The 26,022-nt window shown below is 43.2% G+C and carries 17 protein-coding genes; 4 read left to right on the top strand and 13 right to left on the bottom strand.

The genetic code is table 11. From position 1 onward, the window contains the following. Positions 1 to 118: 118 nt before the first annotated feature. The 5 genes from CRO25_RS30000 to CRO25_RS29980 all read right to left on the bottom strand — a co-directional run bounded on the left by CRO25_RS30000 (position 119) and on the right by CRO25_RS29980 (position 9,269). Positions 119 to 1,621, bottom strand: a complete 1,503-nt coding sequence (locus tag CRO25_RS30000; RefSeq protein ID WP_079697493.1) for an NAD(P)-dependent oxidoreductase — start codon at positions 1,619 to 1,621, stop codon at positions 119 to 121. A 42-nt stretch (positions 1,622 to 1,663) separates the two neighbouring features. After that, entirely contained in the window at positions 1,664 to 2,890 is a 1,227-nt protein-coding gene (locus CRO25_RS29995; protein WP_079697494.1) for a cytochrome P450, read from the bottom strand. Between the two features lie 91 nt (positions 2,891 to 2,981). Then, positions 2,982 to 4,598, bottom strand: a complete 1,617-nt coding sequence (locus tag CRO25_RS29990) for a methyl-accepting chemotaxis protein (RefSeq protein ID WP_079697495.1) — start codon at positions 4,596 to 4,598, stop codon at positions 2,982 to 2,984. Positions 4,599 to 4,731: 133 nt separating this feature from the next. Next, on the bottom strand, positions 4,732 to 7,575 hold the full coding sequence (locus CRO25_RS29985) for an alpha-L-rhamnosidase (protein WP_079697496.1): 2,844 nt from the start codon (positions 7,573 to 7,575) through the stop codon (positions 4,732 to 4,734). Between the two features lie 50 nt (positions 7,576 to 7,625). Next, positions 7,626 to 9,269, bottom strand: coding sequence for an extracellular solute-binding protein (locus CRO25_RS29980; RefSeq protein ID WP_079697497.1), 1,644 nt, complete (start codon positions 9,267 to 9,269; stop codon positions 7,626 to 7,628). Positions 9,270 to 9,459: 190 nt separating this feature from the next. Here CRO25_RS29980 and CRO25_RS29975 point away from each other — a divergent pair, with 190 nt between their 5' ends. After that, entirely contained in the window at positions 9,460 to 11,139 is a 1,680-nt protein-coding gene (locus CRO25_RS29975; RefSeq protein ID WP_179132306.1) for a sensor histidine kinase, read from the top strand. A 176-nt stretch (positions 11,140 to 11,315) separates the two neighbouring features. Next, positions 11,316 to 11,921 carry a TetR/AcrR family transcriptional regulator gene (locus CRO25_RS29970; protein ID WP_179132307.1) on the top strand — a complete coding sequence of 202 codons (606 nt, stop codon included), beginning with the start codon at positions 11,316 to 11,318 and terminating at the stop codon, positions 11,919 to 11,921. Here the strand turns inward: CRO25_RS29970 and CRO25_RS29965 are convergent. From CRO25_RS29965 to CRO25_RS29945, 5 genes are all read right to left on the bottom strand, one after another. Further along, positions 11,906 to 12,781 carry a DegV family protein gene (locus CRO25_RS29965; RefSeq protein ID WP_079697500.1) on the bottom strand — a complete coding sequence of 292 codons (876 nt, stop codon included), beginning with the start codon at positions 12,779 to 12,781 and terminating at the stop codon, positions 11,906 to 11,908. The genes CRO25_RS29970 and CRO25_RS29965 overlap by 16 nt on opposite strands. 13 nt (positions 12,782 to 12,794) lie before the next feature. Next, positions 12,795 to 15,035: an MMPL family transporter gene (locus CRO25_RS29960; RefSeq protein ID WP_079697501.1), complete on the bottom strand. Its 2,241-nt coding sequence runs from the start codon at positions 15,033 to 15,035 to the stop codon at positions 12,795 to 12,797. Positions 15,036 to 15,238: 203 nt separating this feature from the next. Beyond that, positions 15,239 to 15,889 carry a response regulator transcription factor gene (locus tag CRO25_RS29955; protein ID WP_079697502.1) on the bottom strand — a complete coding sequence of 217 codons (651 nt, stop codon included), beginning with the start codon at positions 15,887 to 15,889 and terminating at the stop codon, positions 15,239 to 15,241. Positions 15,890 to 15,905: 16 nt separating this feature from the next. Beyond that, on the bottom strand, positions 15,906 to 17,108 hold the full coding sequence (locus CRO25_RS29950; RefSeq protein WP_079697503.1) for a sensor histidine kinase: 1,203 nt from the start codon (positions 17,106 to 17,108) through the stop codon (positions 15,906 to 15,908). 177 nt (positions 17,109 to 17,285) lie between these two features. Next, positions 17,286 to 19,568, bottom strand: a complete 2,283-nt coding sequence (locus CRO25_RS29945) for a beta-glucosidase (protein ID WP_079697504.1) — start codon at positions 19,566 to 19,568, stop codon at positions 17,286 to 17,288. Positions 19,569 to 19,855: 287 nt separating this feature from the next. Between CRO25_RS29945 and CRO25_RS29940 the strand changes: the two genes are divergently transcribed. Beyond that, positions 19,856 to 21,457 carry a response regulator gene (locus CRO25_RS29940; protein ID WP_079697505.1) on the top strand — a complete coding sequence of 534 codons (1,602 nt, stop codon included), beginning with the start codon at positions 19,856 to 19,858 and terminating at the stop codon, positions 21,455 to 21,457. A gap of 91 nt (positions 21,458 to 21,548) precedes the next feature. Here CRO25_RS29940 and CRO25_RS29935 read toward each other — a convergent pair whose 3' ends face one another. From CRO25_RS29935 to CRO25_RS29925, 3 genes are all read right to left on the bottom strand, one after another. Then, positions 21,549 to 23,057, bottom strand: coding sequence for a family 43 glycosylhydrolase (locus CRO25_RS29935; protein WP_079697506.1), 1,509 nt, complete (start codon positions 23,055 to 23,057; stop codon positions 21,549 to 21,551). Positions 23,058 to 23,416: 359 nt separating this feature from the next. Further along, complete coding sequence (csaA, locus tag CRO25_RS29930; RefSeq protein WP_079697507.1) at positions 23,417 to 23,749, bottom strand: chaperone CsaA; 333 nt, start codon at positions 23,747 to 23,749, stop codon at positions 23,417 to 23,419. Positions 23,750 to 23,805: 56 nt separating this feature from the next. Next, positions 23,806 to 24,714: a DMT family transporter gene (locus CRO25_RS29925; protein ID WP_079697508.1), complete on the bottom strand. Its 909-nt coding sequence runs from the start codon at positions 24,712 to 24,714 to the stop codon at positions 23,806 to 23,808. Between the two features lie 157 nt (positions 24,715 to 24,871). Between CRO25_RS29925 and CRO25_RS29920 the strand changes: the two genes are divergently transcribed. Further along, complete coding sequence (locus CRO25_RS29920) at positions 24,872 to 25,765, top strand: AraC family transcriptional regulator (RefSeq protein ID WP_079697509.1); 894 nt, start codon at positions 24,872 to 24,874, stop codon at positions 25,763 to 25,765. Positions 25,766 to 26,022 lie beyond the last annotated feature (257 nt).

Raw genomic sequence — 26,022 nt, 5'->3', positions numbered from 1 at the left:
ACACACATCTAAAATTTGCAAAAAACAAAGAGACGCAAGCATTGCTTGCGTCTCTGGATTGTATATATGACCCGACCTGATTCCGGGTACTAATTAATTCATAATCTCTTTATTCATTTCATTTACTAAACTCAATCCCGTCATAGATCCGTTCATCGTAAAAATTTGCCTCATCCTTGCTGTGATATGGATACCATACCTGGGCAAAGAAAGGGTTACGCTTTGCTTCTTCATCATAATTCCACGGATCTGGCATACAATGCGGGCACCAGTGTCCGCCCAGGAGAACCAGTGTAGGGCTTGCTTCAAACTCATGATCAAAAGCACAACTCCAGCCCAAACGTGTCGATAGATCTCCTTTGGTCATCCGGGTAGATGTACAGCTCCCCCCTCTGAAAGCAGCAGCACCTATCATATCGTCCAAATCAAGTTCCGATGCAGGTTTGGTCTCATTGTAGCCATGATTGAGCCTAATAGGAGTGAGTGAAGGTTTGGAGGGTGTGAACTCCTCCCAAGTAGGGATGTTTTCCCATGCCTTTTTGGAACCAAAGAATGATGTAATCCGCTCAGAAATATTGTGTTCCATCCAGTAAAGTGTACCGAACTTCTGCTTGGCAACCGGTCTCATAATCATATTCTTCATCATCCAGGCTGGTACAAACTTCGCTGCTTTCAACTTGAGAGGTGCACTCTTTTTCAGGTCATCCAAAAATTCTTCTATGGAACTGCTTCTGAAGTGCAGATATTCTTCCAGAATGTCGGAATCCTCGTACCATTGCCCATGGAAGTTGCGAGTGGCAAACCAGTTTAAATCTACAATTTTGCGGAAATCCTTGATACCAAGCACACCAAAAGTTTTTTGCATAAACTCATAGTTATCCGTTCTGTAGGCTTCTCCTCCACCTATATTGTATATTCTGCGCCAGAATGATTCGGGCACATTTTCTTCACATGCATTGGCAAGTAGACGACCTGAATCCTTGGCAGTTACCCATTCAAATACACCATTGATGGGCTCGTGGAACATAATCGGGTCCATCCCGTCTAAGATGCCACTGTATAATATGCCCGTCTGTCTTAAAGACACCCAGTACTTCAAACCCGATTCAATGACTTTGCGCTCGGCAATCGTTTTACTGACTGCATAATTGTCGTAGACACTTATTTTGATTGGATCACCTGTTCTCCCCCAATGGTGAGGGGGGTTCCGATCGCCCGTCTGGGCGACTGTGCCGATATAGACGAGTTTAATCCGATCGGGATCAGGCTGTGACTTGATCGCTCGCAAAATGTTCTCTATGGCTCCGACGTTAACCTGTGTGGTCATTTTGGGGCGATAGTCAGCCATAGGTGATACCATTCCACCGACATGAAGTACATAATCTGCTCCGCTAACACACTTCAGTACATCATCATAATTGGTCAAATCGCCCCAAATGATCTGTACACCCGGCTCACTTTCATAGGGTAACATCTTCTCTTTGTCTTTAGCCGTAGGTAAAACCAGAACAATAATATTAAATTTGTCCCTGCGCTTCAACAGTTCCTTAAACCCTTCATGGCCCATATTGCCGGATGCACCTGTTAAAAAAATATTTTTCTTAGTTGTATTCAAGCTCATGATTGTTCTCCCCACTTATACGAATTTCCTATTTAAAATTCATCAGAATGAAACCGGAAAATCTTTTAATCCGCGAATAATCATGCCTGGGCGCCATTCCAATGATTCCTCAGTTGTGTTCAGACGAATATCCGGCATTTTGCGCAGTAGCGCATTAATTGCAATCTCCCCTTCAAGTCTAGCTAAGGGTGCTCCAAGACAAAAATGAATGCCCTTTCCAAAGGCAATATGATTATTCACCTTGCGTGTAATATCAAATGTATCGGGCTCGGGGAATTGCGCAGGATCACGATTTGCAGACGAAAACGAAACAAAGAGCATATCCCCTTTTCGAATATGTTTTCCCCCATACTCTGCATCTTCAGTGGCCCAGCGTATGTTACTCACTTCAGCCGGTCCGTTATACCGAAGGATCTCCTCCAGGGCTGGATGAATCAATTCAGGATCATTCAGCAGCAATTGCTTCTGTTCCGGGTTATCCAGCAACGCAAGCATACCGTTCCCGATCAGATTCACTGTTGTTTCATGGCCTGCAATGATTAGAACGAAGACAAGAGCATATAGTTCTTGCTCCGAAAGAACATCTCCCTCCTCCTCAACGCTGATGAGGTCGCTGATCAGGTCTTCCTGAAGATGTTGGCGTCTTTCTGTGATCAACACATGCAGATAGTCTACAAATGCCTTCATGACCTCATCGCTCTTTTCTTTCATGTCTGGATTGTTGAATCCCTCCATGATGGTATTGGACCACTCCTGGAACTTGTCCTGATCCTGTTGAGGAACCCCCAACATTTCACATATAACCATGATCGGAAGGGGAAAAGCATAATTTTCGATCAGATCCATTTCCCTTTTTCCACTCGCCAGCACCTTGTCAAGCAAATCATCGCTTATTTCTATAATTCTACCGCGGAGGCGCTCAATCATACGAGGAGTAAAAGCTTTCTGTATCAATCTCCGCAGCCTGCGGTGATCTTCCGGATTCACACTAAGCAAATTACGAGAAATAATCTCTTGATGTGGCGGAGCTGAGCCCTCAGCATTTTCCATGAATGGAGAGTTCGTCACAAAGCGTTTATCCTGCAGAATCTCAACCGCATCTTCATAACCAGAAATCATCCATGCAAAGTGACCACTGGGCAAAGGAAAACGATGCACTGGATCTTCCGTGCGTAACTTCTCATAGACTGGAAAGGGATTTTGGATAAACGATTTATCCAGAAAATCAACTTTCGACTTGGAATGACCTTTGTTCTCATTGGTAAACATTACAACGCCTCCCGAAAATATGATAGTTAGAATATCAATACAATATTTATTCTATCATCACAGAATGTGACTTTCAATTTTTGTAAGCTGACTACACTTTATACTCTGAAATACGCCTGTTTAAATCCAAAGTCACTTCATACATTGAAGTTGTCGAGTCTGTAACCTGTTGTACAATCTGTATCTGTTCCTCAACAATACTTACCATTCTCCGACTCTCCGTATGTGCCATTTTGGCAATATCCGCAAGCTCTATAACAGATGCATTCACTTGCTCACAGCCTGCCGATATCTGCTCCGATGCCGAAGATACTTCCTGCATTTGATCCGTCATTGCTTTTGTCGCCATTGTGATTGCTTCAAAAATATTGCGAGTTTTCTCCAGTTTCCTTTCGGTTTGATACACTCCTTTCCTTCCCTCTTCAACAGCAACTACCGTAATAGCTGTGTCCTTTTGGATATTGCCTACTACCTCGGATATATGATTCAATGAGTGTTGAGTCTGATCAGCAAGTGTTCGTATTTCATCTGCAACCACAGCGAATCCTCGTCCTTGTTCACCAGATCGGGCAGCCTCTATGCTGGCGTTCAGGGCCAGGAGGTTGGTTTGTTTGGCTACGCTTTGTATAAGTCCAACCATTTGATGAATGGTTACTGAATGTTTTTCCAGAGTCTGTACGGATGAGGTGACGTCCACCATGGTCTGACTGAGAGATCGAATGTGTAAATCGACTTCTTCCAAAAATACTTTTCCTTGACGGGCTTCCCGTTCCGTTATTATGGCTTGATCCGCAGCCTGCATATTGGAGTCTGTAATCACCGTAATACCTTTGGTTACTTCTTCCATAGCGATCGCTGTTTCTTCCGCGGATTGTAACTGATGCTGAGTTCCCTCGGACACTCTTCTGGCGGATTCCTTCATTTTCTCTATTGAAATCGTTGATTTACCCATATGATCCGATAAACTTTGACTGGAATGGGTGACCATATCTGCAGTATTTTGTGCAGAGTGAATGAATTGGGAAAGGCCTGATCGCATCGTTTCAAATATGGAGGCCAGTTTGCCCATCTCATCTCTTGACTTCAATTTAACAGGTTGGCTTAGATCTCCCCGTGATATCGTTGTTGCACCTGTAACCAATTGCTGGATGGGACGAGTGAGTGATCTGGCAAAAAGCAGTGATAGCATAATAACCGCAAGAACCACGCCGATCTGAAAATAAAACGATTGATTGTACCTGGTCTCATTTTCAGAGATCAATGCTTCTAAATTGTTATTGATTTGGCTAACGTGACGCTGCTTAAGATCAAGCATGAGTCTACTCAGCTTTTCTCCACTAGTGGTATCTCCTTTATTGATGAATGCGTCATAAGCTGTCTTGATCTGTGCAATTTGATCCGATGAGTGAGGATTCAAAGTTGCGTATTTACTTAACAGAACATTGAAATTCTCAAGTAGCATGTTCACCGTGGGTTCAATAGAAGAATTGGTGGCATAACCCGTTGCCGGGAGCATGATCTGAATTTGATAATCCGTCAACGTCTGTAAGAGCTCTTGAGCAGTCAGTGCAGATTGGAGCGTCACCTGATTCAACTCTTGTAATTTGGAGCTTTGCATTTTCATATTGTAATTCTGATAAGAGACAGTAAGTACAAAAAGAAAAATAACGAATCCGAATGAGAGTAAGCTTTTGATCCGAATGTTCATTAACAATCCACCTTTGGCATAAGTACTGGTTCAATTCAATTCGAAAATGCACATAAGGCTACCCCTATGTGCATTTCATTTTTTCACACTGAAATTATTGAATCATAATATGATGCATCCGATCGATTTACACTCACTGGTCAAGCTGAACCATCGCCAACTTGCGATCAAGTTCATCCAACTGTTCTTCAGGTGCGCTGAAGGATGGATAACTGGCCAATTCACGTATACTCGCTTCTCCCATTGGCCCAATGGTTTCTGGATTCAACGTAGCAAAAACTGGTGAAAATCCGCTTAAAGCTTCGCGGCCTCCCTCATTACGAAGCAAGTCATTGAGTGGAGTGTGTGTGCTAAGAATTTTCTTGTATGCTTTGGATGGAGCATAGCTTACTTCATACGTACCACTACTCACTTCAATTACGGTATTCTCTTCTTCCTGTGTGACAGGTAATCCGGAATCGGTAAGGATAACACCGTTCAGGGTCACATTCTCCATTTGAGCATGTGGTAGTTTTATCGTAGCTGTTGCATTGAACGGTATGGAGAAGCTGAAGAACAGATGACCTTGCTCGTCGAATCGCCATTCACTCTTGTACCGCCCCGCTGCTGTATCTACATGAGCTTTTACCCATTGGATTCTAAAATCAGGCAGAGGTGCCAATAATGCGTGACGGAATCCCGGCTTGTCCTCGACAGGGTTGATTCCTGCCATATTCCGATACATCCATTCCACAACTGCTCCATAAGCATAATGATTAAGGGAGTTCATGCCATCTTCGCTGATTTTACCGTCCGGAAGAATAGAGTTCCAGCGCTCCCAGATCGTTGTCGCCCCCATATTGACCGCATACAGCCAGCTTGGATAATCATCATTAAGCAGCAGTGTGTATGCAATGTCGTTGCTTCCATGCTCGGACAGAACCCGGTTCAGATAGGGTGTTCCCACAAAGCCTGTTCGCAGATGGTTCTGGTCCTTGCGCAGACGCATGCGGATGTCTTCCTCGATCCGCGGAGTGTATTGTTCAGGCACCAGATTCATAAACAAGGCTACCGCATATGCCGTCTGCGTATCTACAGCGAGACGTCCATTGCTAGTAAAGAATTCATCCTTTATCGCTGCTCTAACCTCTAGTGCCAGTTGCACATAGGTCTCCGCGATGTCTTCATGCCCCAGAACTTTGGCTGCCTTCGCTACAATATCTGCTGAATATGCGTAATACGCTGAAGCCACAAAATGAGTATCCGTTCCACCCATTGGAGAATCGGGATTATCCCCGTCCAGCGCAAGCCAGTCACCAAAATGGAAACCTACTGTCCACAGTCGTTTGCCGCCTGATTCGTCATCGTTACGCTTGATGAAGTCCACCCATGCCTTCATGCTGTCGAACTGTTGCTCAAGAATCCCCTTGTCTCCAGAGTGAACGTAACTGTTCCATGGAATAATGGTGGCTGCATCGCCCCAGGCACTAGACCCACCGCCCTGCACTCTCCCAACCGGAATAACCATAGGGACCATACCGTCCCGATCCTCCTGCTCCATCCATAGATCATGGCCATATTTATTGAAAAAAGCGTAGGTATCCATGTTGAAATTAGCCGTACCTGAGAAGACCTGTGCGTCACCTGTCCAGCCCATTCGTTCATCCCGTTGCGGACAATCCGTAGGTGTATCCAGGAAATTACCTTTTTGACCCCACAGTGCATTCTCATATAAACGGTTGATCCCTGAATGGCTTGTCTCCAAATATCCGATGCGGTCCATATCCGAGTAAACAACACATCCTGTAAAATCGTCCAAGTCCAACTTACCAATCCAACCCTCTACTTTGATATATCTGAAGCCGTAGAAGGTAAAGTAGGGTCGAATGATGGCTTCATTGCCATCTGATGTATACGTATATTCCGCCTTGGCCGATCTAAGATTCTCCCGATAGAAATGACCATCCTGAAGTACTTCGCCATATTGTAAATGAATGACTGATCCACGCGGTGCCTGAGTGCGAAATTGTAGCCAGCCGACCATGTTTTGTCCCATATCAATGACGGTCTCCCCAGCTGGGGTGGTGAGGACCTCGATCGGTTTTAATGTTTCCTTGATCACAACGGGGAGACTCTTTCTAGCCATCAGACGCTCGTAGCCTAGATTCGTTTCTTTGACTGGATATTCCTCAGAAACATCCAGAGTAGCATCATAAATTTCTCCATCATAGATGTTACTATCCAACACCTGGGAGCGGGTAGCGCGCCAGGACGTATCTGTTTTAAATACGACTTCGGTACCATCTGTATAGGTAATAATGATTTCGGAGAGTAGTGCAAAATGGTCTCCATACAGTTCCCCTGTTGTATCCCCTTCAAAGCCAAAGCGACCTTTGTACCAACCGTTTCCGAGGCCTACATCAACCGTGTTTGTACCTAGCTGCAGCATATCTGTAATATCGTAGGTCTGATACTGCAACCATTTGTGATAGGCATTATAATGGGGAGCCAAATATTCATCTCCAACCTTCGCGCCATTAAGCGTCATCTCGTAAACACCCAGACCACATACGTAGGCACGGGCTTGTACCACTGAACCCGCAATTTCGAAGCTTCTTTTCAAGACAGGATGGACTGAACTGTCCAGTTCAGGGGTGATCCACTGAGCTGTCCACGCCTCTTCCTGCTTTGCGGTTTCAAACCAAGCTGTCTCACTGATGGCATCTTCACCACGTTCGTTCCATACCCGTACTCTCCAGTAATATCGGGTCCTTGGAGCTAACGTCAGAGACGGTATATATGCGAGTGAATCAATGTCCTCTTTTTTACCACTGACAAAAACGATGTTAATGAAGGCTTCATCCAGCGCTATTTCTATTTGTGCAGCAATCTGTTTAGTTGCCGTAGTCTCCGTAACAACATAAGACAAGCTTGGATATTCTATTGCGAATCCTAACGGATTGGATACATGATTTGTTTTTAAATTTGTGATTTTCATGATTTTACCCTCCATTATCGTTGAATACGTTCTCACAACTTTGTTCTGCATTATTGAGATTGGATTGACCTGTACCACTCGTTCACTTCGTCCGTCATTTGTTTTCCGCCAGATTTGAGCCATTTCTTAACAAAATCATCAAAAGCCTCTATAGGCTGCTCGCCATAAATAATAGAATTAAAGGTATCCAACTCCATCTTTTGCAGATAGGTGTTCCTTGATCGCATTATTTTCGTCGCCGGTCCTTGAAACAGGTTTCGTTGGTCTATTTTTTCCTGAGTCGCCTCAACAACGTCTGCCTGTGTAACCGGCAACTCATCCGGGTTGTTCGGGTCTACCCCCATGCTGAAAAAGACGGCTCGATCATAAGCATTCAGTTGTTCACCCTTGCCTAGTTTTAAAATGGCGTCTTTAAATCGTGAGGGGTAGCTTGCATATTGGCTAAACAATGTATATTTGGAGGTATTTACTTTTCCTCCTGGAATTGTACTGCTCTCACTGTTAATAGATCCATCCTGTTTCAGAACATAGTCATACCCGTTTTGATAGGCGCTAAGAAAGAACGGATCATCGGTTACAGTTGCTTCATATAAATAGTTCTGGTATTTAAAAAATGCCTGTAACGCTTCTTCAGAAATGTCTTTGCTAATAAGGAGAGCAGCACTGTAAGAATTGCCCGCCAGTCTCCCTGCTGTTCCATCAGGACCCGTTGGTATCGGATTAGGAATAAATTCTGCTTGAGAATCTCTAGCTATGAGCTGCTTCACCGGATAGTCAGCAAACCATCGTGGTCCTGCAACAATTCCGACCTTGCCGGCAATTACGTTTTCGTTAACTTGACTGAAATCTTGTAATGCAACGTTGTTTCCCATATATCCTTTGCTTTGCCATGATCTCAGTCTCAACAGTGCTTTTTTGATCTCCGGTTGAATGCTGCCGTACATCAACTGTCCCTTTCCATCTTCACCCCATATTTCAGGAAGGGCTCCATAAGCCCCGAATACCCATGAGATATCTCCTGTTGGGGAAGCCAGATACTGATCCTTGATGGCAAAATCAATGCCGTAGGTATCTTTTAACCCATTCCCATCCGGATCATCATAAGTAAAGGCTTTCATGATTTGTTCGAGTTCATCCAGATTACGCGGGGCTTCAAGTCCCAGTTTATCCAGCCAATCTTTACGGATCCATAGTACAGCTTGTGAAGCTTGTTCAGTAATAATGGGGATTGCCATTCTTTTTCCATTTTCAGTGAACGGTTGCCAGGCTTCAGGAACTTCAGCCATAGCCGCTTTCCAGGTGGGAGAGGCGTATTGATCAAAGGCTTCTCCCGCATCCAATACCTTTCCTGAAGTCAGGAACTGATTCGTCGTATCCATGACTTTAGATGAAAATACATCAGGAAGTGGGTCATCGGAAGACAACATTAATCTAAGCTTCATATCGTAATCCTCCACCGGAGCACTCCATTGTGTGCGAATATCCACCCCCAATGTCTTCTTGGCCCAACGTATATGTACGTTATCGGACGCCGTTTCGCTGTTTTTGTATACGGTGGTTGGTTCATCCATCTTCACGGTGGTTAGGACAACCTCATGTTTAACAGGTTCCTGTTGGGGAGTTGTTTCATCACATGCCGTCAATAGAGCCAAACAAAGGACGGACAGAAGCAGGGATTTTTTCCTCCAGCTCATATTCAAAATTCTCCTTCATCTATTTCATCTTAATCATATCGTGACAAGTATGGGATCGAAATAACGCTATTTCAACATTCCATAATTCAATCTTAACTTACACTTCTATTACTCTTTGTTTCACTTGTGTTTCTCCTTTAGCCGCCCTACAATGAGATATATTTACATCATTGGCAGGGGGAATAACGGTGTGAAGCAGAAGTACAGAACATTCCTGAACATGGTGGCAATTACTTTGATTATGCTTGCAGCAGTATTAATCATGTACACCTTCTCTGTCCAGTCCAGCTTGGATGCAGTCAAAAAAGATATTGAGGCCAACAACCTTAATCGGGTTCAATTTGTAGTAAATACACTCGACCAGAACATAGATCGGTTAAATATGCTTGCCATTACACTGGAAACGGATAATACAATTGCTCTCCTTCAATCGATCGACGTCATGAGTGCATTTGAACAGGTTCAGCTCATTCAGAATGTTGAGGCCAGAGTGAAACTTCAAAGTCTTTCCGAAGGATGGAGTAACAAAATATCCATCTACTCCATCCTCCTCAATCAATGGATTGTATCTTCGGAAAATCAGATGCGGTCTCCTGAGAATGATTCACCACAGTCAGGGTGGAAAATCGATCCTGTTTCAGGGGCATTTTATAAATACAAGACGAATTCCGAGCTAATTATGCGAATGGAGTTCCCTCGGGGCAATCTGGAGGAACTTGTAGAAAACTCACATCAGGGAGAGAATGAGGCCGTATTCTATCATCCGAATCAGGGATCCATTACTCGCAAAAACGCGAATCCCTTGACCTCCCTTATTTTAGACCAAGTCGTCACTAATCTTAAGCCTGCTTCCGGTACCGAGACAGTCTCCGTTAACGGTTCTGACTATATCGTCAACTATGTGTATTCGCAACAACTTGAATGGTATCTTATTGACTTTATGCCTCTGGATAAGGTGTTGCAACCCATTAAAACCAGCCAAATCTGGTTCTACTCCGCCTGTGTAATGCTATTTATGGCAGGGTTGACAATTATCATTGTTCTCTTTCGGAAAGTTCAGATTCCTATACTGGTTCTTCTGAAGGGAGTTCGACTGCTGAAGCATGCTGAATTCTCTTATCGGATTAAGAGGCAGAGCGGCAATGAATTTGATTATTTGTATGGACAGTTCAATGACATGGCCGAACAGATCGAAGACTTGATCGAGAAAGTATATAAAGAAAAAATCATAGCACGAGAAGCTGTGCTCAAGCAGTTGCAGGCTCAAATCAATCCGCATTTCCTTTATAATTGCCTGTTTTTCATCAATAACATGACGCGACTTGGCAACGAGGAAGCCGTTACGGCCATGACCCAGAATCTTGCGGAGTATTTCAGATATACGACCCGCCTGAATGAACCGATGACCCGTTTGGAAAAAGAACTGGGTATCGTCCGGAATTATCTTGAAATTCAATGTCTGCGTATGGAACGACTCTCCTATCATATTGACCTGCCCGATGATCTCAGTTCTATTCCAATTCCAAAGCTGCTTGTCCAGCCTCTGGTGGAAAACAGTATTATCCACGGAATTGAAATGAAGCGTGATTCAGGTTATATACAGGTTAAGGTAGAACGGACCGAACGAGGTATCCTTCTTACTGTTGAAGATGATGGAAAAGGGATGACACTTGACGAGATCAACTCCCTTATGGTTAGACTTGCCGAACCTCCTGTAGATACCATAGGTTGTGCCCTGTGGAACATCACTGAACGTCTGCGTATTCATGATCCTGTTCATTCAGGTATCCAATTGGATCAAAGTCCACTCGGCGGTATGCGGGTGAGAATTCACTGGTCCCTTCCCACAAATGATCGAGAACTTGAATAATAAAGTCTATACAAAATGCCTCATACATCACTTGAATTTTGATGTATGAGGCATTATTGATTTTTAATTGACAGAAAAGTGTCATGTTTGTTAGCATAGTCTGAGTTAAATCGAACAAGGAGGTTTTTCCAATAGAACCCCGGCAAAGGCTTGAAAACGAGCGCAGCGATCTAAAATTGAAGCGGCGCACAAGTATTATTGAAGCAGCTCAAATCGTTTTTTTTAATAAAGGTTTCGAACAAGCAACGATGCAGGAGATCGCCGCTGAGGCGAGCTTGGGCGTCGCTACCATATTCCGTTATTTCCCCAAAAAAGAACAGTTAATTGTTGCGGTCGCTTCCGAAATTGTTCAATCCGAGATCGAAGTGTTCGAGGGCATTCTACACGATCAAGGAACCTGTTATGACAAGCTGGAAAGAATCTTTGATACACTTATTTTCTTCCAACAGGCGGAACATCAACGGAACTCGAAATTAATTGAGGCATTCGAGTGTTACGTCTCCATGTCGAAGCTTCCTCTGGACGATATGGAAATCTATCAGGCCAATTATAATAAACTGATTACCCTGTTTACCGAGCTTGCGGAACTTGGTGAACAGGACGGGTCCTTGCGGACGGATGGCAGTACTCGTGAAACCATTAATACCATGATTAATGTGTTTGGAAATTTTTCCAAAAAGATGGCGATGTTGAACGGTATTGATGCATTCCAGACCCAAGTAAATGAAGTGCAGCAGTTCAATATCCTAAAAAAACTGTTCCTTGATCATTTGAGAGCCTGAACAAGAGGCTCCGACTTCAGGATAAAACTGATTGCCAGACTATGAGGACCACTGTGAGAGCATATGGAGCAGCCGCCTTCGATGATGTGTACATTGCGAACAGAGGTCTCTTCTAGAATCATGTTGCGTATCCACTCCGCAGTTTCCTCTTCCAGTGTCTGGGCAATAATAATCTGGTCGTGATCAATGCGATGGATATGGCTCAAAATATCCTGTAAAAGTTTCTTAACAATTCTCTCCTTGCTTCCCCTGTATTTCACTCCGGAAAGCACCTTTCCATGTCTAACATATAAAATGGGACGAATTCGAAGCATACTTCCTAGCATATGTTGAATGCTGCTAACCCTGCCTCCCTTGTGAAGATAATCGAGATTATCAACGAGCACATTTAACTGGATTTCATGCCGCGCTGTCTCAAGCCATTCGGCGATCGCAAGGGCACTTTTTCCTTCTGAAGCCATTTCCGCTGCTAAAAGTACATTCATGGCTGTCCCGGCGGATACATTCAGTGAATCTACAACCGTTACCCGTCCTGCGGGGAACTCTCTTGCCGCCACCATGGCGTTCTGATACGTCGATGATAGATGAGAGGACATACTGATAAACAGTATATCCTCTCCGTTCTCGATGACCGGACGGAACACTTGAATGAAATCTGCAGGCGGAGGTGCAGCTGTCTTCGGCAATTGGTCGTATATCTCAACCAAATTGTACATGTCTTTTGCATTGATTTCTTTTCGATCAACATAGGACGTGTCCTGAAAAACAATATATAAAGGTACAATTCCGATATTATATTGGTCCATCCAATCCTGTGGGACATCCGAGATACTATCTGCAAAAATGCGTACTTTCGACATGCTACGCCTCCCCCTAACCTGATTTCTCTTTACTCATCAAAGTTGAACTTTCCGATTCTTCATCTTTTTTCGATGAAATGGAGGTATCGATAGAATGAGTATCCTTCATCACGGATTCTCCCTCCACATCAATATTAGGAAGAATTCGATCCAGCCACTTCGGCAAATACCAGGCGCTTCGCCCTAACAGGGTCATCACCGCCGGGACAAGCGTCATCCGAACGATGAATGCATCTACCAAAATACCAAAGGCAAGTGCAAGTCCCATGGATTTGATCATGGCATCTCCGGCAAAGATAAAGCTCGCAAAGACGGCGATCATAATCAAACCTGCGGCACTTACAACAGGACCACTGTGAGTAATACCACTTCGTATTGATTTCACTGCATCTCCCGTATGGTTATAATCCTCTCTCATGCGGCTTACCAAAAATACTTCGTAGTCCATAGCAAGTCCGAAGAGAATACCTGTAACCAGAATTGGCAGGAAGCTCAGTACCGGCCCTGGTTCGGGAATGCCAAAGAAATTTGCCAGATAGCCATCTTGAATGACCAAAACGATGACGCCTAGGGTTGATCCAAGGGTGAACAGGAATCCAAGTACGGCTTTGATTGGAACCAGAATGGATCGAAAAACCAGCATGAGCAACACGAAGGCGAGACCTACAATCAATATTGCAAATTTCGGCAATGCTTCGTCAAGTTTCTCGGAGATATCAATATTGACTGCCGTTCCCCCGGTAACCATAATTTCGACATTATTATCTTTCATCACCTGTTCCGCTTCCGCACGAATAGTTTGGACCAATTCGGTCGTTTTGATATCATGAGGGCCTGTCTTCGGTAACACCGTAATGATTGCGGCCTTCCCGGAAGGACTCGGAATTAAAGGATTGACACTTGCCACATCAGGCAGATTTTTGATATATGAAGTTGCTTTGGCAATATCCGCTTGTGGATCTTCCGTTTTTGCTGTTCTAGCAACTACAACCAGTTGACCATTAAATCCTTCTCCAAAGCCTTCCGCAAGCAGGTCATACCCTCGACGTTCTGTTGTATCCGTGGATTTTAAACCGCTATCTGGTAGGCCGAGTTGCATATGCAAGAACGGGATAGTACAAACCGTCAATAAAACGATACACAGGATGGCAGTGAGCCAAGGTTTGCGTGTTACAATCTTGCCCCAACGATTCTCTGTTCCCTCTGCTTTTTTGGGACCAGACCATTTCCGCAGCCATTTGTTCTCCCGTGCCGGACTAATTCGATCTCCTGCAACTGCCAATACGGCAGGAACAAAAATGACAGCAATTAATACTGCTACGAATACACTTACAGCTGCCGCCAATCCCATCATGGTTATGAATGGAATCTGTACGACCGACAGACCAACCAGGGCGATAATAACGGTTATTCCTGCAAAGACAACGGAGCTACCTGCTGTTGCATTGGCTTGAGCAATGGCTGTATTTCGCTCAAATCCTGCTGCCAGTTGTTGACGATATCTGGACATGATGAACAGAGCATAGTCGATCCCTACAGCCAAGGCCAGCATAACAGCCAGTGTAATGGAGAATGAAGCCATAGAAACTACATTTGAGCCAATGACGATAATCATCATTCCTATACCGAGTCCTACAACTGCGGTTAGGATCGGTAATCCTGCTGCGAGAAACGATGTGAATGTGAAAGCAAGGATCATGAACGCAATCAGAACCCCGATGACTTCAGAAGCACCTCCTATCTCAAGCTCAGAAAAAGCTACACTCCCTGCAAGTTCCGTTTGAATTCCACGATCCTGCAGTCTCTCTACAACACCAAGAACATGTTCTTTGGAATTCTCTGTTACTTCATTGGCTGGCTGACTATATGTAACATCAGCATAACCAATCTTCTTGTCTGCACTTAACGTACCGGCGTCATACGGACTGACGATAGATGTTACCGATGAATCCGATTGAACCACTTTTAATGCTTCTGTAATCCATTTTTTGTTCGATTCCGATTCCAGTGTTGCCTTTTCAGACTTGAACACTAACCTGATCTGTCCACCATCACCGGAGGATGGAAATTCTTCATTCAATATGATTCCAGCCTGTTCCGATTTGGTTCCCGGAATGGTCATCTCTCCTGTAAAGGACGTTCCCAAGCCAAGACCCAAGGCGGCCACAAGCAGTAAAAGCATCAATCCTCCTGCGATCACCATTTTCCTTTTTCTTACCGACCACTCACCGAGTCGAAATAATAATTTTGCCATATTCTTTTGACGTCTCCCTTCGTTGCTACAGATCTGGGCCATCTTGATGTTGGACAACCTCGTGACTTCATCATATCTAAAACTGAACAAGAAAAAACGTACATAAGGGCATGCCCTTGATGTACGTTTGGGAAGCACCAATGGGCGCTTTTAGTATTCGCTGACCATTGATATGGAAAATAATATATTAATATAAAATGTATTTACAAATGTAAGATGCCCCTTTCCACGGATACAGCGACAGCTTCCGAACGTGAATCTACGCCCAGTTTGTTATAGATATTGGTCAACTGTGCCTTAACGGTTCGTTCTGCCATTCCCATATCAAAAGCAATGTCTTTGCTGCGAAGGCCCCGTGCCACTGCCTGAAGAATGATTAATTCCTTCTCAGTCAACGATAGTGCGTTTTTCGGTTTCTCTTCTGCCGCGGGCTTGTGCCGATATGCAAATACTCTGGCGGTTATTTCAGGCTGCAGCAGTGTCTCCCCACGCAGAGCAGACTCCAGTGTGCGGAATAAATTCTCTCTGCTTGTATCCTTAAGTAGATATCCTTTGGCTCCCAATCGCAGCCCATTGATCATAAGTTCGTCCTCATTATATGTGGTCAAAATAATTACGGGAATCTGTATGTTTTTTTCGTTCATGATCTTCAAAGTATCCAGTCCACTCAATCCTCCGGGCATATTCAGATCCATCAGAATGACGTCTGGTTTCAGCGCTTCCATCTGTTCCAACGCTGCGTTTCCTTCCTCGGCTTCTCCGACAACATCGTAGTTGTCATCGGTCCCCAGGATTAATTTCATGCCTTCACGTACAACCCAATGATCATCTACAATCAGAACTTTATGCTTCATTATTTCCCCTCCCATACTATACAGGTACAGACAGCTCTATTGTAGTACCTTCATTGTTGCTCTCAATATGAATTTGCCCGCCTATAAGCCTAGCACGCTCATGAATACCGATCAGGCCGTAATGCCCTGTCTCTTTACCAATTTTTCCAATGTTAAAACCTCTTCCATTATCCTTAATAACCATGTGAAATTGTTGATGATTATCCCAAATGTTTACGGATACACTACTGGCCTGCGCATGACGTGCCACGTTGGTCAGTGTTTCACTCAACATATGCAATACATGCTCCATTTTAGCTCCGGACAGAACAGATTTTATGTTAAATTCCCAATTGACATCAACTCCTGTCGCTAATCTAAAGCGTTGCAGTTGATCATGAATCGCCTCGTTAAAGTTGACGGCAGGTGTAGCTCGGGTTCTTAGATCGTCAATCGCTTTTCTCGCATCGCCCAGTGTCTGTCTGGCCTGTCCCATGGATGACAGAACAATCTCATGAGCTCGGTCGATGTTCCCTCGGCTCAGATATGCGTCTATCGCTTCCAATTGCATAATTAGTCCGGCTTGCCCCTGAGCCAACGTATCATGCAGATCCCTTGCCATTCGTTGACGCTCGTTGGCCAGCGTCAGCTCTTCCACCTTCTGGTGGGTCAGTTCCAGATCACGCAGAAATGTCTGCGTACGAACCCTGGCATTAACCTGACGATAGTAAAGGAGCGCATACGCCATAACAACGACAATCATAAGCATAAGTAACGGGATGAACAATGCAAGATCCTGTACATTCTTGATCCACAAGGTGATCAGGCAAAAGAAAAGATACAGCACAAAAGCTACAAAAACCACCTTTTTGGTTTCAAAAAAAATAGCTACGCTTTGCCCTATTAATACAGGAATCAAGCCAATAAGTATGACGGGAAGCCCATCGGGCATGATGATCGAGCTCCCAAAAATAAGGCTTCCCTGGATCATTAGATACAGTGCTCTGGAACGGTTGATAATATCGTTCACACGCCAGTATAGATACATGTGAATGACCATAATCATTATAAAAAACAAGGTGGGCACCAGGAGGGGAACAGACATAGTTTGTAACGCGACAGTGACGATGGTCACCAGTACGGTCCATATGATAATGGGAAGACGGGAGGACGTAATCTTGTCATAATCCTCATCCATACTTGATTGAAGGAAGCCGGGGTGGTTGGACATATGTTTCATGGAATCACCTCTCATCCAGTCATTATATTACGGATTGTCTATGGGTTATATGTACTTTAGTGCATGCCCTTTCGTACATCATTAGCTTGCTATGTAATAATAGTATAAGAAAATCGCCCATAAGTCATTCTTATGGACGATTCCACTTTGTCTACTGCTTTTTAGTTCATCTACTCTTTACTGGCGCACGGCTGCATTCAAGCCTGCAAGAAGCTGTGAGAGTAACTCTTCTGTAAGTGCTCCCCCCGTAAAAGGAATAAGAGCTCGCAGTGGCATATAACGCATGGATGCTTGAATCATCTCTGAAGAGACTGCATCTGAATGGGCATTTTCATCACCTTGTGGAGCAAATCCCTGCAATTGTCCCAGTACAGCCATGGTTTTCGGATTAGAGAGTAATTCTCCCAGGGCTGTGTTACGGTCGTAGACTGGAATGATTTCAGGTGAAGTCGATTCTACATGAACGGTCTTTTGCAGGATGATTTGACGAGATGAAGAACCGATCAGGAGATCATACTCACCACTCTCAACATGCCAATCCTTCAAGTCAATATTGTAATACGCAAAGCTTCGTTTATCTAAAGTAAAAGTAACAGTCTTCTCTTCATCCGGCTCAAGAGAAACCTTGGCGAAACCTTTCAGTTCTTTTTCAGGGCGGCTAACGGTTGTCTGCCGATCATGAACATATAGTTGTACCACTTCTTGACCATACCGTTGCCCTATGTTTTTCACGTTAACCGTAACAGTGATTATATCTGTATCCTTGAATTCCGTTTGGCTTGCGTTCAGCTGTGAATACTCAAATTGAGTATAGCTCAAACCATAACCGAAGGGGAATAAAGGTTCAATATCTTTGCCGTCATAATAGCGATAACCCACATAAATGCCTTCTCTATATTCGACCCGATCCCCATCACCAGGGAAGAACAGCGAAGATGGATTATGCTTTAAGGATTGCGGGAAAGTCTCTGCGAGCTTCCCACTGGGATTAACTTCTCCGAATAACAGATCAGCGATTGCTCCTCCTGCAGCCTGTCCACCCAGGTACGCTTCAAGTACAGCTTTTGCATTGTTAAGCCAAGGCATAACAATAGGTGAGCCATTGCTGAGCACAACCACCACGTTAGGCTGGACAGCAGCAACGGCTGTTATAAGTTCCTGCTGGTTCACCGGAATATCCAGATGTTCTCGATCATATCCCTCGGACTCATAGCGGTCTGGCAGACCAATGAACAACACGGCGACATCAGCTGCTCTTGCGGATTCAACTGCTTCGGCTACCAAAGTCGGAGCACTCTCATCAGAGTTGAGGTTGTAACCTGACTTATATGTTATTGTTGCGTCAGATCCAGCTAGCTGGACCATCTGTTCAAAGGCACTATCCAGCTTGGTTGGTTTGATATGGGAACTGCCCCCGCCTTGATATCTAACTTTGTCCGCTAACTCTCCGATGACAGCAATGTTGCCTTGTTTTTTTAGCGGGAGAATTTGATGTTCATTTTTTAATAGAACCATCGTTTCACTTGCTGCTTTTCTGGCAATCTGATGATGTTGTTCCTGGTCGTAAGTGGTATCGGGACGGCTGTTATCAACCGTTTTGAAAATGACAGCTAAAAGTCTCTCCACGGCACGGTCCAATTGCTCTTCAGTCAGCTCCCCGCGGTTTACCGCTTCTACAATCTGTTTTGGTCCTTCTCCGTTGGATGATGGCATCTCAAGCCCCAGACCTGCTGCAATACTTGGTGCAATTTCACTCACCGCAGACCAATCGGTGACAACAAAACCTTCATGACCCCATTCTTCCTTCAGGATAGTAGTGAGTAAGTACTCATGCTGGGAAGCATACGTTCCATTGACCTTATTATATGAAGACATAACCGTCCATGGCTGTGATTGTTTGACTGCTTTCTCGAATCCGGTCAAATAGATTTCTCTTAATGTCCGTTCATCCAAAATGGCATCTGTCGTCATGCGGCGATGCTCCTGGTTGTTTACTGCAAAGTGCTTCAGAGACGTTCCGACTCCCTGACTCTGAACACCTGTGATATGAGCAGCGGCCAGTTCTCCAGTCAGATAGGGGTCTTCGGAGAAATATTCGAAGTTGCGTCCGCAAAGTGGGGAACGCTTGATATTTGCCCCTGGGCCGAGCAGAATGGCTACATTTTCTGCCTGTGCTTCTTTTCCGATCGTCGCTCCTACAAGTTGAACAAGGTCACGGTTCCATGAACTGGCCAGGCCAACGGCTGAAGGAAAACAGGTTGAAGGAACACTATCGTTCAAACCCAGATGATCTGACTCGCCTGCTTGCTTACGCAATCCATGAGGACCATCTGTCATCATGATCGAAGGAATTCCTAACCTTTCTACAGCTTGTGTAGTCCAGAACGTACTTCCTGAGCATAGCTCGGCTTTTTCAGTCAAGGTTAATTGCTTTACCAGTTGTTTGATGTCACGATTCATCTTCTATACACTCCTTCATCTCCCGGCAGGGTCTCCTCATGAACAGCAGATCCTTGTATGTCCCACCGCGCGTTTAAGCTTTCATGTCTATACTACGGGAAAGAAAAAATGATTGAAATATCTCTTTCTTAATGTTGCATAACGCAATCTGAATGATAAGGATATCTAAAGATGAGTATCGTTATCTTAAGATCGGAGGTGATTGGAGTGCTCATCCATTGAAATGAGTCCACCTCCACTCTACAATAAGTGGTACAGTCAACTTTGTTGTGAGAGGGGGAAAAACTATGTACGATTTATTAATTGTGGATGACGAGAAATCAGTAGTTGATAGCCTGGCATTGACCATCCCCTGGGAAGAACACAGCATCCAGGAAGTACACAGAGCATATTCTGCCGCTGAAGCTTTGGACATTGCGTCCAAACACGCGATTGATATTATGATTACCGATATTCGTATGCCTGAGATGGATGGTCTTGAACTGATTTTGGAGATTAGAAAGTTTTCTCATAAAATACGTTGTATTATTTTATCGGGTCACGATGAATTTGAATATGCCCAAAAAGCAGTCCAGTATCAGGCAGCGAACTATCTTCTCAAGCCGATTGATACCGATGAATTGATTCATTCCGTAACGGCTGCGATACAAGATATCGAGCAAGAATGGGAAGAAATCAGCTCTTTTCAACAAATACAGCATGCCCTTCACGCCAATTTGCCATTGCTTCGGAACCAGCTTCTCAATGATCTTCTTCAGAACAAAGCCATGAGCGATCACATTCTTGCAGAGCGGCTGGGTATGCTGAATCTCCCGTTTAGATCGGCCGATCCATTCAAGATGATGGTCATTCGAATGGAGGAAGAATTCTCCGGCTATGATCTCCGATCTTTATCGCTGTTAGAGTACGCCGTCTCCAATATAACGGAAGAGGTATTTCAGAATCCTTTTAAATTATGGCACTGCATTACGGATCAGGGTTACCTTGTGTTCCTAATAAAAAATAATGACCGTAACGTACTCGACTCGGTAGATTCCTATGCGATCAGACTGCAAAATAATGTACAAAAGTTCCTGAAGGGCGCTGTATCGATATGTTTGAGTAAAGAGCATGCCTTTCCTGAATCCTTATCAGAGCTGTACATGGCTTCCGTGTCTGCCATCAACCGCAATGTTGGCGAAAACAAAAGTTATTTCATTACTTTAGACAAAAAAGACACCGAATCTCATGAACAACAAAATTTGATTAATCTGCACGAGCCCCCTTTGTTGCCCAATCTGCTGGAATCGGGGAACTTTGACGAGGCGGTCAGCAAAATTGCCAGAATATTATTTTTGAATGATGCCAGAAGAGAGCTTTCGCATGATCAATTATTTATGGTTCTGCTCTATCTGTCTTCTACGTTTTCCATATCCTTTAAGTCACAGGAAGCAACGGTTGAGGAGCTTCTTGGCGAAGAGTTTGATGTTCTAATCAGAAAGAAAAGCCAATTATCCAGCCAACGAATATATATATGGGCAGAGAAAATGATTGATCTGCGTAGGAAAAAGACCTCTCATCAATTGAAGAATGCCCATGAGCAAATTACTTCAAATGTCAGGACGTATATTCAGGAGTATCTTGCTGAGGGAATCTCACTGCAGATGATCGCAGAACATGTTGGCCTTCATCCAGTGTATCTTTCCAAGGTATATAAAACAGTTACCGGAGAAACCATAGGAGATTATTTGTATCATTTACGTATGAAGCGCGCTTCATATCTCCTGTTAAACACCGACTTGAAAATTGCAGATGTCAGCAAGGAGCTCGGATTTTTGGCTCCTCCGCATTTCATTAAAATCTTTAAAAAGCACTATGGTTGTACTCCACAGGAATTCCGCACCAGATAAACGTAATGACAGAGTACCCATCAGTATTGACGGTATCCTTAAATTACATAGAGAAGAGCCAGCTTATTGGCTGGCTCTAACAAGTGTCACATTACCCCTCTGACTTTTCAAACGAAAAACTTAGAAACTCAATGCTTTTATTCCCAGAATATGTTAAATACAAAGCATGCGTCCCCTTTAGTTCTATAAGCACACTACTTAATGTCCAAGTATCCGATGCATCGACTTTGATTGCAGCACGTTTTTTTCCCGGCTCATCCGAGATAATCAGTGTTCCACTTCCCTGGCCTCTTGTCTTTACAGTGAGTCTTGTTGTACCTTGAAAATTAAAATATTTATAACCGATAAGCGTTCTATTGCTAATATTAGTAATGAAGCGTTCATCAGCCCGATGTGTAATGTGTGGTTTTATCTTTTTACTGCTTCCATTAGTCAAGTGAGGCATTCGTCCATCTGTCAAGTTACAGGCAATAACAGCTGGATACTCCCCTGATGCTTCCAATGGTCCTCCGTTCAGGGCACACGAAGTCATTTCAACCTGTGGAATGGAACCATCGTTCAGAATGTTGATTCGTTCTGCACATACCTGTCTGGAATTAGAACTCATATGTGTATGTCTGTGATAAAAAATATACCAGTTACCATCGATACATTCGATGCTTCCATGGTTATTTCCCGTGATTGCAAGTCGATCTCTAGGATTTCTGCCATTCATCCCAATGTCTCCATTGGAAATAATGACTCCACCATATTGAAAGTCCCTGTCGGGATAAATACTTGTAGCATAGCAGAGTTCATGATTTACAAAAGAAGAATAGATAAAGTAATATGTTGATCCAATCCTTCGTATAGAACTTGCCTCAAAAAAAGCATGTCCTTCAAAATCCGTATTTTTGGCTTCCATCTCACAAGGTATAATTCGTTTGGGCTCACTTTTAACAGTTAGCATATCTGCCTCAAGTTCTACCACATTGGCCCCCATGATGCCCTGCGCCTCTGATTTAATTTCATCCATGGTTCTATGGAGCATTCCTTGCATAACTTTATTATAAATGCCTTTTACCAGTTTGCTATTCGTCGGCTCTACTGGAAGCGCCCACCCGTAGTAAAGATAGATTTTTCCTTCGTCATTGATGACCGCCGGGTCAAATGGAATAAAGCGAAGCATGAGACTGCCATCCGGGTATTTAACATCTCCATAGTATTCATATTTTCCAGCAGGAGTATCGCAGACGGCGACAGAAATCGGCCCATTGAATCCTCCTTTACCCGAGTGCGCTGCTAAACAGTAGTACAAATAGTATCTTCCATCGTTTCCTTGCACCACATCTGGTGCGTATAAGTACTTTCGTTCTCCTCCACCCTTTACAACCTCTGTTGAATGCGGGTCCTGCGAGGCACTATAAATCGTTCCTTCGTATGTCCAATCCGTCAGGTCTTTCACATCGGCAGAATACACTACATAATCCAGTTCACAAAACGTAGTTCCTCCTTCTCTGTCATGGGAACCATACACATAGACTCTGTCATTAAAAACGTGGGGCTCTACATCCGGGATATATTCATTTAACGGTAAAAAAGGATTCATAACCCTCTCCATATGCTATCTCCTCCACAGGATCTCTATTTACAACGAAGCTTCTGATCCTTTTATTTAAACGTTGCTAAGAGCCTCTAACAATACTTGGCGAAAATTTTTCATATGTCGCCGATATCAGGCATCTTTTGTATGTATCTATTTTAAAGGAATAATCGTTATCCTTAAATAACTATAAAGAAAGACAAAATAACTATATCTAAACTTACTCTTGGATACCTTTAAGAAATGGCATGGCTGCGAACTAATTAATAAGTTAACGAAATTAGAATAAAACAGCGTCAGCCAGGAGGATATTTTATCTTCCATGGCTGACCTCTGAAGAAATATATATTTAAACTGACCAAACAGCAAACTATTTATTATCCGATTGATGTTCCATTAGGGACCTCAATATCTGGGGTTAATAGCACGACATCCCCCTTCTCAGGAATTCCACCTAGCACCAGTACCTCGGAGTTAAATCCGGCTATACGACGCGGAGGAAAGTTCACTACCCCGACGACTTGTTTCCCTACGATATCTTCGGCCACATATCTTTTAGTAATTTGTGCACTAGATTTTTTGATTCCGATCTCTGGTCCGAAATATATCTCAAGTTTAATTGCAGGTACTTTTGCCTCTGTAAAAAATGTAGCGTGTGTAATTGTTCCAACACGAATATCCAGTTTCAATAAATCATCAATAGTTGCCATGTAAACATTCTCCTCTTTTACTTTTAGATTTGACTGCCCAGTTCATTACTAACCAATTACTTTTGATCATTAGCAACGGTATAGCTCCATGATTTTGCCCGAAAATACCCCCCCATACCTAGTATAGTCATCATTCCACCTATGAACTGAAAGCCAGAAATGGATTCTCCCAAGAATGCATAGGCAAGAATTATAGCAAGAATAGGCTCTCCGATGATACCTACAGAGACCGTAGTCGCGCCCAAAGATTTCAACAGCAGATTAATAAGATATTGTCCAAAAATAGTAGGAATCAACGCAAGTAAAAAGAAGTAGATCCAATCTGAAGAGTTATATTCCATTAAAGAGGTATGGTTTAACAAATTGTAAACCAGCATCACGCAGCCCCCAAGGAAAAAAACAATAACACTGTAGATGTTTGCATCTATTTTATGACTCACCTTTTGTCCTGCCAGCATATATGCCGAAACCAGAAGCGTTCCTAATAAAGATAATCCATCTCCTATTAACGCTTCCCTTGATACTCCAATGTCTCCACACGCTATAATGATTGTTCCTGATAAAGCAGCGATCAAACAAAGAATTGTTACTACGGTAACCCTCTCTTTGAATAAGAAGTATGAACCAATCATGACAAATAAAGGCTGCAACGATAAAATGACCATGGAGCTTGCAACAGATGTATACACTAATGACTCCATCCAGGACAAGAAATATAACCCTAGAAACAAACCGGCCAAAAGAACGCTAGTCCAATCCTTCTTACCCATCTCCATGAGACGCAGTTTTTTCCAAGGAACAAAAGGAAGCATAAGGATCACCGATATAAACAATCTGTACATCCCGGCTACAGAAGTTGGCGTATCAGAGGACTTTATCATGATTGACGAGATCGATATGGACAATATACTGATGAAAAGTAAAATATACGGATGTGATAGTGATAGTGATTTATTTTTTTTCACATTGAATCCTCCAAGATGTTGTACCCCAGTCTGTGCACAGGATTGTGGTGATAAAACAAAGATTGGATATAATAATATCATCATTTTTATTTGTTTTGTGTAATAATATCGCTATATTATATATAAAAATCATCCATATCAGAAAGGACGACGTTGAATGTCAAAGCAGCTTCACGAGACCATCTTCTTCCCGGATGCTTCATTTCCATACATTATGTATACAGCTACTTCTTCAACAATGGTTCCTGAGGGACGAGGATTTAACGACTTACATTGGCACGAAGAACTTCAGATTACTCTGGTTACCCATGGAAAACTGATTATCAGAGTGAATGGTATGGACTATGAATTAGAAACAGGACAAGCGATTTTAATTAACAAAGGTGCCCTTCATGTTACGACACACCTGACACATAACGGTCAGTATGTGAGTTTTAATTTTCCAGAGAGGCTATTGGCGTTCTATGCAGACAGTGCGATGGAGAAAAATTATGTATTACCTTATACAAACTCTTCACTAGTATCGTTAACCTTCAAGGAAGATGTTGAATGGCAGAAGGATGTATTAGACATGCTTTGGGATTTAAAAAAAAGATTTGATGTGGAGAAAAAATGGGGTTGGGAGTATGAGGTTTCGATCCAAACGGTACAATTATGGCTAATCATCATATCACATATTTCACTGGCTTCTGAGGAAGCACCGAAATACGTAAAGCTGCAACAAGAACGGCTTCAATTAATGCTTAGTTTCATTCATCAGCATTACTCCGCTAATATAACGCTGCAAGAAATTGCAGATGTGGTCCACTTGAGTGTTTCGGAGTGCAATCGGAGCTTCAAGAAAACCATTCATTTGACACCTTATGACTACTTAATTAAATACCGGATCAAGAAAGGCATGGAGTTATTAATTTCTACAGATTATACAGTTACCGAGATAGCTGAGAGAGTCGGTTTTAACCATGTAAACAACTTCATCCAGTCTTTTAAAAAACTTTATAACCGGACACCTAAAGATTATCGTAAATTCAGAAATGAGACTACTTTATAAGGAAAACGGACCGCTAAATTAGCTGCTGTATTGGGACAACGCAAAGTTTTCGCCATAATTATTATAAGTTTTCGTCGTAATCACGATGAACAAATTATAGTATGTGTTTATTCGTGATTTCAACAGAGAAAAATCCCAATGACTCTTACAATTACTGATTAGATAACTACCTAATCCGAAATGACACAATGTTCTTGTCCCTCGACAAAAAAGGACAACCATTGCCGCACCCCATCATTTTATCCCGATCAAAAACC

Source organism: Paenibacillus sp. RU5M, assembly GCF_900221055.1.
GTDB lineage: Bacteria > Bacillota > Bacilli > Paenibacillales > Paenibacillaceae > Paenibacillus > Paenibacillus marchantiae.
This window is presented reverse-complemented; position numbering and strand designations above follow the sequence as displayed.